The 14,064-nt window shown below is 59.8% G+C and carries 16 protein-coding genes; 13 read left to right on the forward strand and 3 right to left on the reverse strand.

Translation table 11 applies throughout. From position 1 onward, the window contains the following. Nucleotides 1–33 precede the first annotated feature (33 nt). Genes rnc through hslO form a run of 9 tightly spaced genes read left to right on the forward strand, consistent with a single transcriptional unit; the run spans nt 34 to nt 7,356 of the window. Complete coding sequence (gene rnc / locus ACQAYK_RS05885) at nt 34–729, forward strand: ribonuclease III (RefSeq protein ID WP_215871456.1); 696 nt, start codon at nt 34–36, stop codon at nt 727–729. Further along, nucleotides 719–1,627, forward strand: a complete 909-nt coding sequence (era, locus tag ACQAYK_RS05890) for a GTPase Era (protein WP_215871455.1) — start codon at nt 719–721, stop codon at nt 1,625–1,627. Before rnc ends, era begins: the two co-directional genes overlap by 11 nt. Further along, the gene (gene recO / locus ACQAYK_RS05895; protein WP_215871454.1) at nt 1,617–2,342 is read left to right on the forward strand and encodes a DNA repair protein RecO; all 726 of its coding nucleotides are present in this window, start codon (nt 1,617–1,619) and stop codon (nt 2,340–2,342) included. The genes era and recO overlap by 11 nt, the downstream gene beginning before the upstream one ends. Further along, complete coding sequence (gene pdxJ / locus ACQAYK_RS05900; protein ID WP_215871453.1) at nt 2,339–3,064, forward strand: pyridoxine 5'-phosphate synthase; 726 nt, start codon at nt 2,339–2,341, stop codon at nt 3,062–3,064. The genes recO and pdxJ overlap by 4 nt, the downstream gene beginning before the upstream one ends. After that, nucleotides 3,061–3,477, forward strand: coding sequence for a holo-ACP synthase (acpS, locus tag ACQAYK_RS05905; protein WP_215871452.1), 417 nt, complete (start codon nt 3,061–3,063; stop codon nt 3,475–3,477). Before pdxJ ends, acpS begins: the two co-directional genes overlap by 4 nt. Next, nucleotides 3,468–4,790 carry a UDP-glucose dehydrogenase family protein gene (locus tag ACQAYK_RS05910; RefSeq protein ID WP_215871451.1) on the forward strand — a complete coding sequence of 441 codons (1,323 nt, stop codon included), beginning with the start codon at nt 3,468–3,470 and terminating at the stop codon, nt 4,788–4,790. The genes acpS and ACQAYK_RS05910 overlap by 10 nt, the downstream gene beginning before the upstream one ends. Continuing rightward, complete coding sequence (rfaE1, locus tag ACQAYK_RS05915; protein ID WP_255790254.1) at nt 4,771–5,733, forward strand: D-glycero-beta-D-manno-heptose-7-phosphate kinase; 963 nt, start codon at nt 4,771–4,773, stop codon at nt 5,731–5,733. Before ACQAYK_RS05910 ends, rfaE1 begins: the two co-directional genes overlap by 20 nt. Next, nucleotides 5,726–6,502, forward strand: coding sequence for a tRNA 2-thiocytidine biosynthesis TtcA family protein (locus ACQAYK_RS05920; RefSeq protein WP_215871450.1), 777 nt, complete (start codon nt 5,726–5,728; stop codon nt 6,500–6,502). The genes rfaE1 and ACQAYK_RS05920 overlap by 8 nt, the downstream gene beginning before the upstream one ends. After that, nucleotides 6,499–7,356, forward strand: a complete 858-nt coding sequence (gene hslO / locus ACQAYK_RS05925; protein ID WP_215871449.1) for an Hsp33 family molecular chaperone HslO — start codon at nt 6,499–6,501, stop codon at nt 7,354–7,356. Before ACQAYK_RS05920 ends, hslO begins: the two co-directional genes overlap by 4 nt. A 3-nt stretch (nt 7,357–7,359) precedes the next feature. On the opposite strand, the gene ACQAYK_RS05930 is transcribed toward hslO, so the two are convergent. Then, nucleotides 7,360–8,085, reverse strand: coding sequence for a DUF2249 domain-containing protein (locus tag ACQAYK_RS05930; protein WP_226827153.1), 726 nt, complete (start codon nt 8,083–8,085; stop codon nt 7,360–7,362). A gap of 73 nt (nt 8,086–8,158) precedes the next feature. Continuing rightward, complete coding sequence (locus ACQAYK_RS05935) at nt 8,159–9,472, reverse strand: TolC family outer membrane protein (protein ID WP_215871447.1); 1,314 nt, start codon at nt 9,470–9,472, stop codon at nt 8,159–8,161. A 173-nt stretch (nt 9,473–9,645) separates the two neighbouring features. Here ACQAYK_RS05935 and ACQAYK_RS05940 point away from each other — a divergent pair, with 173 nt between their 5' ends. Further along, nucleotides 9,646–10,908 (forward strand): ISNCY family transposase, encoded by a 1,263-nt coding sequence (locus tag ACQAYK_RS05940; protein ID WP_483168015.1) that lies wholly within the window; start codon nt 9,646–9,648, stop codon nt 10,906–10,908. Between the two features lie 31 nt (nt 10,909–10,939). Here the strand turns inward: ACQAYK_RS05940 and ACQAYK_RS05945 are convergent, their stop codons facing one another. Next, nucleotides 10,940–11,413, reverse strand: coding sequence for a GNAT family N-acetyltransferase (locus ACQAYK_RS05945; protein WP_483168016.1), 474 nt, complete (start codon nt 11,411–11,413; stop codon nt 10,940–10,942). A 297-nt stretch (nt 11,414–11,710) separates the two neighbouring features. On the opposite strand from ACQAYK_RS05945, the gene ACQAYK_RS05950 reads away from it, so the two are divergent. The 3 genes from ACQAYK_RS05950 to pabB all read left to right on the forward strand — a co-directional run bounded on the left by ACQAYK_RS05950 (nt 11,711) and on the right by pabB (nt 14,058). Beyond that, a complete protein-coding gene (locus ACQAYK_RS05950; RefSeq protein WP_215871445.1) occupies nt 11,711–11,995 on the forward strand; it encodes a YrhK family protein in 285 nt (94 codons plus the stop codon). A gap of 43 nt (nt 11,996–12,038) precedes the next feature. Beyond that, nucleotides 12,039–12,614: a DUF4232 domain-containing protein gene (locus ACQAYK_RS05955; protein ID WP_215871444.1), complete on the forward strand. Its 576-nt coding sequence runs from the start codon at nt 12,039–12,041 to the stop codon at nt 12,612–12,614. A gap of 61 nt (nt 12,615–12,675) precedes the next feature. Further along, nucleotides 12,676–14,058 (forward strand): aminodeoxychorismate synthase component I, encoded by a 1,383-nt coding sequence (gene pabB, locus ACQAYK_RS05960; protein WP_215871443.1) that lies wholly within the window; start codon nt 12,676–12,678, stop codon nt 14,056–14,058. Nucleotides 14,059–14,064 lie beyond the last annotated feature (6 nt).

Raw genomic sequence — 14,064 nt, forward strand, 5'->3', positions numbered from 1 at the left:
CCGCTTTTATGAAGCTGCAGGTATACTTGGCACATGAATACGCTAGATCGACTGCAAGACCGTATTGCCTATCGCTTCCAGAACCTCGCTCTATTGCGTCAGGCGCTGACGCATCGCAGTGCCGCGGCCATTCACAATGAGCGCCTGGAGTTTTTGGGCGATGCGGCGCTGAATTTTATCGTTGCGGCGCGACTCTACAAGCGTTTTGCCAAGGTGAGTGAGGGAGATCTCTCGCGCATGCGGGCACGTTTGGTGCGGGAGGAAACCCTGGCACAGGTAGCGGAAACCATCAGTGTTGCTGATGCCCTGATTCTCGGGGCAGGAGAAATGCGTAGTGGTGGTGCGCGTCGCGCCTCCATTCGTGCCGACGCGGTGGAGGCTATCATTGGTGCTGCCTATCTGGATGGCGGTTTTGGCGCCGCGGAAGCCATCGTCGATCACGTCATCGTGCCCCTGATTACCGATACCTTGGGTGCGGAGGAACTGCGTGATCCCAAGACCCGATTGCAGGAGTTCTTGCAGGGCAAGGGGCGGGCGTTGCCCTTCTATGAACTGGTGGAAGAAAAAGGGCAGGCGCATGAGCGTCGTTTCGTGGCCCGCTGTACTGTCGCAGGGATGCCGCCCACGGAAGCCGAGGACAGCAGTCGGCGCAAGGCCGAACAGCAGGCGGCACAACTGATGCTGGAACAGCTGCAGGGCCGGCTGCATGAGCAACGTCATGCCGTCTGAGAGCCCCCCCGTAGCGCATCGCTGTGGTAGCGTAGCGTTGATCGGCCGGCCGAATGTTGGCAAATCCACCCTGCTCAATCACCTGATCGGCCAGAAAATCAGCATCACCGCCCCGCGTCCGCAGACCACCCGCGATCAGATTCTCGGTATCTACACCCGCCCCAACGGGCAGATTCTGTTCCTCGATACGCCTGGTGTGCATCAAGGATACCGCAGTCTCAATCGGCATATCCTGCGTGCCACGCGTTCGGCCCTGGATGCCGCAAACCTGGGCGTTCTGGTGGTCGAGGCGCCGCTGTGGACGGCGGGCGATGCTGAGGCCCTGCGCTGGCTGCAGCAACGGGATCTACCCCTGATTTTGGTCGCCAACAAGGTCGATCGCGTGCCGCAGAAAGAGCGTCTGCTGCCGTATCTACACGAACTCAGCGGGCATGCGCGCTTTGCACAGATCCTGCCGATGAGTGCGCGGCGGCCGGATGACGTCGAGCGTTTGGCAGGAGTCATTCTTCCTCTTCTACCGGAGGGGCCAGCACAATATGACGAAGATGAGGTGACGGATCGGCAGATGCGTTTTCTGGCGGCGGAAGCTGTGCGCGAGCAGATCTTTCGCCAGCTCAGTGCCGAACTCCCGTATGAGACCGCGGTCGCCATCGAAAAATACACGATCAGTCCGGAAGGCAGACATGAAATCGAGGCAACCATCTACTGTCGGCGTCCGGGGCAAAAGGCAATTCTGCTGGGAGAAAAAGGACAGCGCCTCAAGCACATTGGCACGCGGGCACGGGAAAGTATCCAACAGCAGACCGGTGCGCGGGTGCGGCTGGGGCTGTGGGTGAAGGAACGCGAAGACTGGGACCGGCAGCCGGGTATTCTGCGCGAAATGGGATATGGAGCGTAACCAGGGAGAGCGGGCCTGGGTACTGCATTCTCACCCGTTTGGCGATGGCAGTCTGATACTCGAACTGTTTACGGAACACCACGGGCGTCTGGGGATCCTGGCGCGGGGCAAGCGGCGACGGGGTCGCCTGGAAGCCGGGCGTCCCTATTGGGTGCGCTGGGCCGGTCGCGGCGATCTTCCAGCCCTGCAGGGTGCCGAAGAGCTTCCGAGCCGGCTCGTGCAACAGCCGGTGCCGGCGTTGCTGCTGTTCTACCTCAACGAGCTTCTCTTGCGTCTGACCGGGCGAGCGGATCCGCAGGACGAACTATTTGTCGAATATTCCCAGATCTTGGAAGCGCTCGCCTCCAGGCCTGAGGATTTTTGGTTGCTGCGACGTTTTGAGCGGCGTCTGCTCGAAACCCTTGGCTGGGCTGCAGATGTTGCCCGTTGCGCGCAATGCGGCGCCCTTTTGGAGGACAGCGCCTACGCCCGCCCTGGAGAGGGGTTGTTCTGTTCCCGGCATGCCCCGGCCCTGGCGCAGCCCGTTTCCCGGGCGGCGTTGACCTGGCTGGCGGGGGACCTGCAGTTGCCGCCGGAGCGGAGCGTGTGGGGCGAATTGCGCGCTTATTTGGCCATGGAACTCGACCAGCTTCTTGGTGGGCGAACACTGGAGAGTCGGCGCCTACTTGCGGCATACTTGCGGCGCAGGCGCAGTGGAGGCGTAGAAAGCAGATGATAGCTCTAGGTGTGAATATCGATCATGTCGCGACGCTGCGCCAGGCGCGGGGAACCCGCTACCCGGATCCTCTGGAGGCGGCCTTTGTTGCGGAACGCGCCGGCGCCGATGCCATTACCGCACATTTGCGGGAAGATCGTCGTCACATCCAGGAACGCGACGTCGAACTCCTGCAGCAAACCTTGCGGACCCGTCTGAATCTGGAAATGGCGGTTACTGAAGAGGTCCTGGCGATAGCCGAGCGTCTGCGTCCGAGCGACTGCTGCCTGGTGCCCGAGCGGCGCGCCGAGCTGACCACCGAGGGGGGCTTGGATGTTGCCGGACAGCAGGCGCGGGTACAAGGGGCCTGCGAGCGTCTGGCAGCGGCGGAGGTGCGGGTCTCGCTGTTCATCGACCCCGATCCGCGACAGATTGAGGCCGCAGCGGCTACGGGTGCGCCGGTCATCGAACTGCACACCGGCAGCTATGCCAATGCGCGCAACCGCGTCGAAGCCAGCCGGGAGCTGGAGTCACTACGCAGCGCTGCACGGCTGGCGAGCAGCCTGGGCCTGCAGGTCAATGCCGGCCATGGCCTCGATTACAGCAATGTGGAAGCGATCGCCGCCATCCCGGAAATTGCAGAGTTGAACATCGGGCATGCCATCGTTGCGCATGCCATCTTTCATGGTCTGGACCATGCCGTCCGGGAGATGAAACGGCTGATGCGGCAGGCGCGTCGGTGATCGTTGGGTTGGGTACGGACCTGGTTTCGGTCGAGCGCATGGCATCCTTGCTTGATCGTTGGGGCGATCGCCTTTTGTCTCGTGTTCTTGGCGAACAGGAATACGCTGAGCTGCCAGCGGGGCAGGGGATTGCCGCCTTTTTGGCGCGCCGCTTTGCCGCCAAGGAAGCCACGGTCAAGGCTCTGGGTACCGGATTTCGCAATGGTATCTGTCTGGAGGATATCCAGGTTCGTCATGATCCTCTTGGACGTCCAACGCTTTCTCTGCGCGGTGCCGCGCAAAGGCAACTTCTGCATTGTGCGCGCCAGCCGCGCCTGTGGTTGAGTCTGACGGATGAACATCGATACGCCATGGCCACGGTAGTGATCGAAGAGCTGGCGCCGGAAGTGATGGGGACGGAAGTATGCGGATAACAGTAGTGGGTACGGGCTATGTAGGGCTGGTCACTGGCGCCTGCCTGGCGCAGGTGGGAAATCAGGTGCTCTGCATCGATATCGATGCCGAAAAGGTGGCGCGTCTGCGGGCTGGCGAAATCCCCATCCATGAGCCGGATCTGCCGGAGATCGTGCGCAGTGGCATCGACGGCGGGCGTCTGCACTTCAGCACCGACATTGCCGAGGGCGTGGCCCATGGTGAATTTCTCTTCATCGCCGTTGGTACCCCGCCAGAGGAGGATGGCTCGGCGGATTTGCGCTATGTATTGCAGGTGGCTTCCGACATCGGGAAACATCTCGACCAGCCGCGCATCGTCATCAATAAGTCCACCGTCCCGGTGGGGACGGCAGAAAAGGTGCGTGCCACAATCCAGGCAGAGCTGGATGCCCGCGGCGCGAAAATCGCCTTTTCCGTGGTTTCCAATCCAGAGTTTCTGAAGGAGGGGGCAGCGGTCGGCGACTTCATGAAGCCGGACCGGATCATCGTCGGTACCGACGAGGAAGCCGTGGCGCAGCGCATGCGGGACCTGTACGCGCCCTTCAACCGCAATCACGACCGGGTTTTGGTCATGGACATTCCCTCGGCGGAGCTTACGAAGTATGCCGCCAACGTCCTCTTGGCGACCAAGATCTCCTTCATGAACGAGCTGGCCGGTCTGGCCGAGCGTCTGGGCGCAGACATCGAGCATGTGCGCATCGGAATCGGCTCAGATCCCCGCATCGGCTTTGACTTCATCTACCCCGGTTGTGGTTATGGTGGTTCCTGTTTTCCCAAGGATGTGCGCGCTTTGGAGCACACGGCGAGGGAGCTTGGCTATGATGCCCCCCTGATCCGTGCGGTGGAAAGCGTCAACAATGCGCAAAAGCAGGTGCTGGAGCGCAAGCTGGTGGAAGAACTGGGCGCGGATCTGCAGGGCAAAGAGATCGCCGTGTGGGGACTGGCCTTCAAGCCCAATACCGACGACATGCGCGAGGCCCCCAGTCGCACCCTGATCGATGGATTACGGCGGCGTGGTGCCACCATCCGCGCCTACGATCCCGTTTCCATGACAGAAGCAAAGCGGATCTACGCCAAGATGCCGGAGATCTCTTTTTGCGAGGATCCTTATGCAGCCTGCGACGGCGCCGATGCCCTCATGATCTGTACCGAATGGCAGATCTTTCGCAGCCCGGATTTTGCCGATTTGAAGCGCCGCCTGCGGCATCCCTTGATCATTGACGGTCGTAACCTCTACGATCCCCGTTTACTTAAAGCTGCAGGACTGCAATACCGTGCCATCGGCCGCCCCTGATTCCCTGAACCAATTACGCCGGGCCCACGTTGCCGTGCTCGGCGACGTGATGCTCGACCGCTACTGGTTCGGCAGAGTCGAGCGCATCTCGCCCGAGGCACCAGTGCCAGTGGTGCAGGTTGGGCGCGAAGAAGAGCGGCCCGGTGGCGCTGCCAATGTCGCCCTCAATATCGCTGCCCTGGGTGCGAGCTGTCGTTTGCGGGCGCCGGTGGGCAGGGATGCCGCAGCAGACAGTCTCGACTCCTTGCTCCGCAGGGCGGGCGTGGAGACCCACCTCGTGGCGCTCGAGGGGCTTCCTACCACCGTCAAGTTGCGGGTAATTGGACAGCAGCAGCAGTTGCTTCGCCTCGATTTTGAGGAACGTCCCGATGAGGAGCATTTGCACGGCCTGTTGCTCGACGATGAAGATTTTTTTGTCGGCATGGCCGCCTTGTTGCTATCGGATTATGGCAAAGGCGCGGTACACGATCCGCAGGCGTGGATTCGCTTGGCGCGCGAACGCCAGATACCCGTTCTCGTCGATCCTAAGGGGCGCGATTTTGCCCGCTATGCCGGGGCGACCCTCTTGACGCCCAACAAGAGCGAATTCCAGGCGGTTGCGGGTGGCTGGAAAACGGAAGAGGAGTTTCACGCGCTGGCGCGGCACTGGCGCGCGGCGTGGCAGCTGGAGGGTTTATTGGTGACCCGGGGAGAGGAGGGCATGACCCTCTTTCTTGCCGATGGGATGCATCATCATCCGGCCCAGGCGCGCGAGGTATTCGATGTGACCGGTGCTGGAGATACCGTGATTGCCACCATTGCCACGGCGGTGGCGGCCGGCTGGCCTCTGGATCGGGCAGTGGAGTTGGGTAATCGTGCTGCGGGTATCGTGGTTGGCAAGCTCGGGGCGGCGACCGTATCCCCGCTAGAGCTCGCCGCCAGTTTCGAGGCGGTTCATGGCTGAACTGGCCACGTTGCCAGACGCAGAGGCGCGGGAGGGGCATCGATTGCCTGTGCCTCGCCTCCTGGCGCGACGCATGGGCAAGGCCATCCATGATTTCCGCATGATTCGCCCAGGAGACCGGGTGCTGCTGGCACTTTCGGGTGGCAAGGATTCCCTCAGCATGCTGGCCTTGCTCGCAGAAATGCAACGGCACAGCCCTCTCTCCTTCGAACTGGGGGTGGCAACCGTCGACCCGCAGAGCTCGGATTTTGATCCCGAGCCGCTTGGACTCCATGTTCATGCACTCGGGCTGCCGTGGTTCTGGGAGCGGCAGGATATCTTTGGTCGTGCCCAGAAACACCTAGGGCGCCCATCCTATTGCAGCTTTTGTGCGCGAATGCGGCGGGGTGTACTGTATGCCTGCGCGCGCCGTGAGGGCTACAACGTCATCGCCCTCGGCCAGCATCTCGACGACTTCGCGGAAAGTTTTTTCATGTCGATGTTTTACAATGGCGAACTGCGCACCATGAAGGCCCATTACGCCGTACGCGAAGGCGACCTGCGCGTCATCCGTCCCCTGGTCTACTGTCGCGAACGGCAGACTCGCGCCTATGCCGAGGATAAAGGCCTACCGATCATCGTCGAGAATTGTCCCGCCTGCTTTCGCCATCCCACCGAACGCCAGCGCATGAAGGAGCTGCTCGCCGCGCAAGAGGAACGGGATCCGCGGCTTTTCAAGCAGTTATTGCGGGCAATGGAACCTTTGATGGCGCGGGAGGTGCCTGCATGAGTAGCGATTCGGCGGATTTTCTGCAGAGCTTTTATTGGGAGAGCCTACCGTTACGGGGTGCCCGTTGCCGGGTCGACGGCATCTTTGCGCGGGTAATCCAGGGTCTCGAGGGGCCAGCGGAGCTGCGCCAGCTCATCGGCGAAATTCTCGTTGGCCTGGCCCTGATCTCCAGCACCCAGAAGCACTTCGAACGACTGATTCTCCAGGCCCAGAGTCAGGGCAGTCTGCAACTCCTGGTCGCCGAGATGATGGCTGGTGGTGGCATGCGCGCCTATGCCCGTTGGCGTGGGGCAGAGGAAAATCTAGACCTTGCGGCACTGCCTGAGGCCTTGCTCGCCCTGACCGTGGATATGGGTATGGACCGCGACCGCTATCAGGGGCTGATCCAGCTGCGCAACACTCTGACGGAGTCTCTACAGGCATATTTTACCGAGTCGGTGCAGGCTCCGGCCTATTTTCGTCTGCTAGTGGACGCTACCAGCGGGATCGCTGGTGGCTATTTTCTACAACGCCTGCCCGGGGTGCTCACCGCCGAGGAATGGGAAATCGCTACGGGCTTCTTTGCCGTGGGTTCGGATCAATCCCTGTTGCAGGCACGACCGGAGCAGTTTCTGCCGGAAATCTTTCCCAGTGTCGGCGTGCGCCTGCGCGATGCCCAAGGGCTACACTTTCAGTGCAGCTGCTCGCAGGAACGGGTCGAGCGCATGCTCGTTGCCTTGGGGGAGAAAGAGGTAGAAGAGACCTTGGCAGCCGAGGGTAAGGTGCAGGTGACTTGCGAGTATTGCCAAAAAGTCTACCTGCTCGATTCTACGGACGTCGCAGCGCTCTTTGCGCCGGGCAAATCGCTGCACTGAATTTTAGTCGGGGAAACGTTCCTTGACGACCGCGTCGTCGGCGCCGGCCAAGAGCGCCCTAGTCTGCACGAGAAATTCCTCCGCCCGCAGCTTGTCCTGATTGTTGGCTGCCTGCCAGATTGGGAACAGCGTGTTCTCCTCGCGGTTCTCGTGCTTGGCCAGCGACCCCGAAAGAACGGCGCAGATGGCCGGCAGCATGCCGTAGTCCTTTTCCTGGAAGGTTTCGTCCACAATCCGCGACTGCTGAATGATGCTGTCGTGCTCAAAGAGCATGTCCGCCAGTGGCCCTTTCTTCTCGCCACCGCCCAGCACGGGCCCAAGGATATAGTTTTCCATGTGCACATGACGGCGCAGACCAATCCAGTAGTCCTGGAAAATAGTCTCTGCCTCTTCTACCCTGTTCGCATTGGCAGCGGCGAGGACGTCGGCAAATTGACGATCAAGGCGATAATGATCCCAGGTGAGGAGGTCGACAACATCCTTTGCCTCGGCTTCCTTGCGCGGCCGCACTTCGGCTTGCCAGTCGTGCTCCGCACCCGTAACCGTCCAGGAAATCGCATCACGTAACTGGAAGGCCGTGGCGCGTAGCAGGGCATGGGGATCGCGATCGATCTGCACCGATATTTTCTGTCCCAGTCCCAGGCGCTGAGCCGCGCTGAAAAGCAAAGGACCGGCCTTGGCATCGGGAAGCCCGCGCAGATCCAGGGCCAGGTTGCTCAGTTCCGCCATCGTCATCTCCTCGTTTGTCATCTGCACTGCAAGCAGACACTATACGCCGAACGATCGGCTCGCGCAGCCGTCATTACGGTTGCAGGAGGGCGTTGATCGAGGTGAGATCGCCGATGTTCAACTGTCCAGCGGCGGCCTTGAGGGCGACGCGGGCGGTGACCTGACGGTAGAGAGCGACATTATAGTGTTGTTCCGCGCGAATATAGTCGGTAGCGGTTTGTAGCAGATCGATGATGGAGCGGGTGCCGACCTCGTAGCCTTTGCGGGTGCCTGCCAGGGATACCTTGGCCGACTGAGCCGACTCTTTCGCTGCCTGCAGCTGCGCGACGCTGTTCTGAAGATCGAGAAAGGAGCTCTCAACATTGAGTTTGACGGCATCACGTACGCTCCCTAGATGATCGCTCGACGCCATGCTCTGCGCCTGCGCCTTCTGCACCTGACTGGAGATCTGGCCACCCTCGAAGATGGGCATGGACAGGTTCAAGCTCACTCCCGCCTGATTCTCGGTAAAGCCGGGGAAGGGATTGCCATGCACGTGCTGCGCAATCCCCTGCAAATCCAGCTTCGGCCAGCGCGCGCGGCGTTGTACCTCAACGGCATCCTGGGCGCTCTGTGTCTGTGCCTCGGCCTGCAGGATCTGCGGCGAGGATTTCATGGCAGTTGCCACCCAGTCCTGCATGTTGTCGGGTTGTGGTCCAAGGGCCTGGAATTGGTGGAGCGGTGCCAGTTGACCGACCGGCGCATGGGTGAGTCGCTGCAATTGCCGAAGGGCGACCTGCGTGGCGTTTTCCGCCTGAATCTGGTCGGCCTTGGCGGAGTCCAGTCGTGCCCGGGCTTCGCGCACCGAGATGATGTCACCAGTGCCAATCTGCAGCTGCGCTTCCGTCTGCTTGTAGATGCTGTCCAGCAGGTTAGTTTGCTTTTTCGCGATGGCTTCCTGCGCCTCTGCCTCGAGCACCGCGAAGTAGGCCTTGGCGACCCGCAATGCCAGATCCTGCTCGGTGTAGGCAAGACCCATTGCGGCTGCCTGGATTTGACTACCCGCCTGCTTTATTGCGGAAAGGGCCGGGCCATTGAACACCGCCTGGGTCAGGCTGACGCTGTAACTATTAGAGAGATAGGCCTTGCTGATATCGAGGCCAGCGAAGCCGGAGAAGTGGCCAGTGTTGAAACCGACGCTGGCACCTAAGCCCAGGTGCGGCAGATAGGCCGAGCGTGCAAGGGGTTTATCCTGCTCAGCGGCTTGCAGGTTCGCGCGGGCCTCTGCCAACTGCGGGTCGGTCTGTATCGCCTGCTGATAGACGCTGAGCAGGTCCTCCGCAAAGATCGCGGGGCTGGTGAGAAACAAGGCAAAGCCAGTGATGATGGCACGACGCAAAGCGGACATGGGCAAGTAGCTCCGTCGAAGTCTGCTGCAAGTGTACTGACCGTCCGGTCAGTTTACAAGGTCCATACGAAAGCTGTGTAGCAGCAAATTAGTAATGTCCGCTTTCGGCACGTTACAAATGTCCGCCTGGAAGAGAAGAGAGGCAAGGACGAGTGATGCAGGAGCGGATAGAGATGAGCGAGCGGGAACTCAAGCGGTTTGCGGTGCTGCAGCAGGTGATCGATGGGAGCCGAAGCCAGAGGCAGGCGGCGCAGGTATTGGGTTTGTCGCAGCGGCAGATTCGACGCTTGCAGCGCGGAATGGAGCGGGAGGGGGCACCGGCATTGATCAGCCGACGCCGCGGCAGACCCTCCAACCGAAGCACGGAGACGACGACCCGGGAGGCCATCCTGGCGCGGCTGCGGGCACGCTATGCGGACTTTGGTCCCACCCTGGCAGCGGAATATCTGCGCGCAGATGGCTATACCGTATCCAAGGAGACGCTGCGTCGCTGGATGATCACTGCGGGCCTGTGGCAAGCCCAGCGCAAGCGGCGCACGCGCCTGCACCCACCCAGGCCGCGCCGAGCGCGACTGGGGGAATTGATCCAGATCGATGGCAGTCCCCACGATTGGTTCGAAGGCCGTGGGCCGCGCTGCACCCTGATCGCCTTCATTGACGATGCCACCAGTCGGGTCTTGTATGCCCGTTTTGCGCCGGTAGAAAGCAGTCAGGCCTACCTGTCCGCCCTACAGACCTACGTCACGACTCATGGCTGCCCCGTGGCGCTCTACAGCGATCGGCACAGCATCTTCACCAAACACAACCCAGAAGACAACGAACCCACGCAGTTTCAGCGTGCCACCGAAGCCTTGGGAATTGCCACCATCCAGGCCTTGAGCCCACAGGCCAAAGGTCGGGTAGAACGCCTGTTCCAAACGCTTCAGGATCGCCTGGTCAAGGCCTTGCGCCTGAAGGGTATCAGCGATCAGGATACCGCCAACGCTTGGCTCCCCCAGTACCTGCAGCAACACAATGCGCGCTTTGCCGTGGCGGCATGCGACGACGAGGACGCCCACCAACCCTATGATGGAAGTCCAGAAACTCTCGCCCGGATCTGCGCCATCCACCACCGCCGTACCCTATCCAAAGACTTGGTGCTGTCTTTCCAGAGACAACGCTACATCATCCAGACCGGTGGTGCCCCACGTTATGCACTGCGCGGACGGAAAGTCGATGTCGTGGTCCATGCCAACGGGCAAGTAGAACTAGTAGCCGCCCAGGCAGTCTTGCCCTACAAGGTCTTCGATCCCGCCCAGGAAATCCCTCGTCCTGTCGATGACAAAGGCCTCAACGCACGTGTCGACACGATCCTGGCGTCCCGCCGCTGGTCCGAAAAATCCCGACCTGCTGCCGACCACCCTTGGCGTCGTTACCCCACCTCAGATTGTCCTTGAAAGAAACCAACACCCAGGAAACCGGACATCTCTATCTTGCCCAACACCGGACATTTCTAATGTGCCTTGACAGGTCCATACGAAAGCTGTAGCCGTGACGCGCAAAGCCGAGGGATTCGTAAAACGCATGGGCAGCCTCGCGCTTGGCATTGGAAGATAACATCAGCTTGTAGCAACGCGCCTTTCTCGCCAGATCCATGGCGTGGGCCATCATGTGCTTACCAATCCCTTGTCCCTGCCACTGGGGATGAACCACGACATCTTCGACGATGGCAGAAGGAGTACCGAGATGGGCCAAGTTGTCCATGATCAAAAGGGCATAGCTGCCGACGATTGCATCTTCGGTCTCTACCACAAACAGACGATAGCTGGGGTAGTGCGCCATCCGCGCAAAAATTGCCTCCGCAGTCGCTATATCAAGGAAAACGCCATTATCCATTCCTGGTTGCGCGTAAAGTTGCAGTATGCTGGATAGATCCTGTTTCTGTGCGCCGCGAATCTGCATCAGATTTCACCTCTCAATTGCAGAAGGTAATGTATGTGCGCCCAGATGCAAAATCAAGGCGCTCATAACGCTGGGTGGTTTGCCTACGCTATGTCTCAATTTCATCCTGCGCCTTGCTGATGGCGTTAGTAATTGCTCCGCTTGTATTTGCGAATCGCAGACTTTGGCGAAAAGAAATCATGGTATCATTTTGACAAATTTCGTTGGGATGTAGTACCTTGTCGGCGCAACTATCAGACGCTGCGCCGTGAATGAAGATTCTGATATTATCTCCCCTTTTCCTGGAGGCTCAGATAAATGACTGCAAGTGGTAAGTCGGAAGAGAACGAATTGGATCTGCATTTAGGAAAAAATGATGAGCTGGTCATCAATCAACGCTACGAAACTCTGAGTATCGTCAATGATTTCCTGATCGGTGTATTGTTTCTTGTGGGAAGCGTTTTTTTCTTTTATGCATCGACGGAAAACGCGGGTGTTTGGCTTTTTGTGATCGGTAGCGCCCAGCTATTGATTCGCCCAACGATTCGTTTGGCGCACAATGTTCATCTCAAAAGAATCGGCGGCAAGCGCTGGGATATGTAAGATCGCGAAAGCATATTTACGTTCCGTCTTGTTGGCGAAAGGCATGACCGATGCAGACAGGTTCTATTCCTGGCGTCGGCTATTAACCCTGCCTTTAATGATCCTTCTTGGGGCATGTGCGCTCTCCTCTCTGCAGGATGGGCCACCTGCACGTTGCCAAGCAAAACAACTACGGGCCGAGTCCGGTATGGCGAGTGCGGGCATGGGGCATAGCAGCCGTCGCATATACATCAAAAATATATCCCAACGTATCTGTCTGCTGGCGACGGAAGTGCCGGAAATACAATTGCTCGGCGATGGCAGGGAACCGATCGCGACTCATCAGCAGAAATATTCGGTTCCGGGGGCAGCGCCGGTCAAACACGAAGAAATTTTCCTGCATCCGGGACGGTCCGCCAGTTTTCGCATTCATTACGCTACCCAGACTGGCTATGGGAATGCCGAGTGTCCGTGGGCAGAGCAGATCATGATCCACTTGACGGGCGTCACAGGTCCCGTGCCTTTGCGGATCTCGCTACGCCCCTACGGTGGTTTTCTGCCAGATCCGACCTGCGGTGAGATCTCGGTGACATCTCTGCAGAGAGATCAGGGCCGCCGACCTGCGCCGCCATCGGGCTAGTGGACAGCAAAGCGTGACACAGGGAGACTTTCGCTAGGGTACATGCGCTACTGGGGTTGGAATGCGACTTTGTGAAATCGAGTATCGAGAGGATAGCGGAGAGCTTTTTGCCCGCTGCGCAATGGAAATTGGCGCAGTTTTCCTGGACAGTGGTACCGCTTCTGGACCCCATCGGCGACAGGATCTCTTGCTACGGCAGCCGCTGACCTGGATCTGGGAAGATGCCGGTGGCGTCTGGCGGCAAGACCGAGGCGGCAAAACGCAGCGTCAGACGGGTACTCTTTTCTCCGTTCTTCGCCGGCTGGTGGAAAAGCAAGCGGGTGGCCCAGAGCTAGGGAACGGGGTGACTGTGCCTTTGGTATGCGGACTTTTGGCATACGACTGGGCGGTCGGCGGGAACAGAAGTCGGGATAAAAATGAAGACGATCAGCCCGTCGCGGTATTCGCGCTCTATGATCAAGCCTTGCTGCAGGATCATCAGCAACGACGCGCATGGATCATTTCTAGCCCAGGCGCCGAGGATGCCTGGACCGCTGTATTGGCGCGTCCGCTTCCTGAATCTCTGCCATTTCAGCTGTCTCCCGCTGGTATTCGTCCACACTGGAGCTATGCAGAGTATGCCGCTGCCTATGCGCGCGCGCAGGAATATATCCTGGCCGGTGACTGTTACCAGATCAATCTGGCGCAGGGCTTTTCCGCCAGCTGGGAAGGCGACCCCTGGATTCTGTACCAGCGCTTGCGCAGCGTAAGCCGGGCACCTTTTTCTGCATTTTTTCGCCATCCCTGGGGCACGCTGCTCAGCGTTTCGCCCGAGCGCCTGCTGCGTCTTGGGGGCGGGCGCTTGCAGGCGCGACCTATCAAGGGTACGCGCCCGCGCCACCCGGACCCGCGCCGTGACCGAGAACGTGCCGAGGAGCTGCTGCTCAGCCACAAAGATCGCGCAGAAAATCTGATGATTGTCGATCTGTTGCGTAATGATCTTGGCAAGGTGGCGGCACTGGGCTCGGTGCAGGTACCAGAACTATTCTCGTTGGAGTCTTATGATCAGGTACATCACTTGGTCAGCAGTATCGAGGCGGATTTGGCCCCTGGCTTCGATGCCTGGGATGCGTTGGCGGCGGCTTTTCCCGGGGGCTCGATCACCGGCGCGCCAAAACGGCGGGCGATGGAAATTATTGCCGAGCTGGAGGCTGGAGCGCGCGGCATCTATTGTGGAAGTTTTGGCTATGTCACAGCGGGCGGGGAGATGGACTGGAATATTCTCATTCGCAGTCTGGAACTGGATAGCAAGGGGGGATTACGCTTTTTCGGCGGTGGTGCCATTGTCGCCGACTCCGACTGTGCGGCGGAATATGCCGAAAGCCTCGACAAGGTGGCGATGATTCGTGAGACGCTGGAGGCGTTTTTGCCGCAGGACGCGACCTGCGCTACAGTGGCGCGCTGATTTGGA

Source organism: Acidithiobacillus sp. AC3, assembly GCF_050261095.1.
Classification (GTDB): Bacteria; Pseudomonadota; Gammaproteobacteria; order Acidithiobacillales; family Acidithiobacillaceae; genus Igneacidithiobacillus; species Igneacidithiobacillus copahuensis.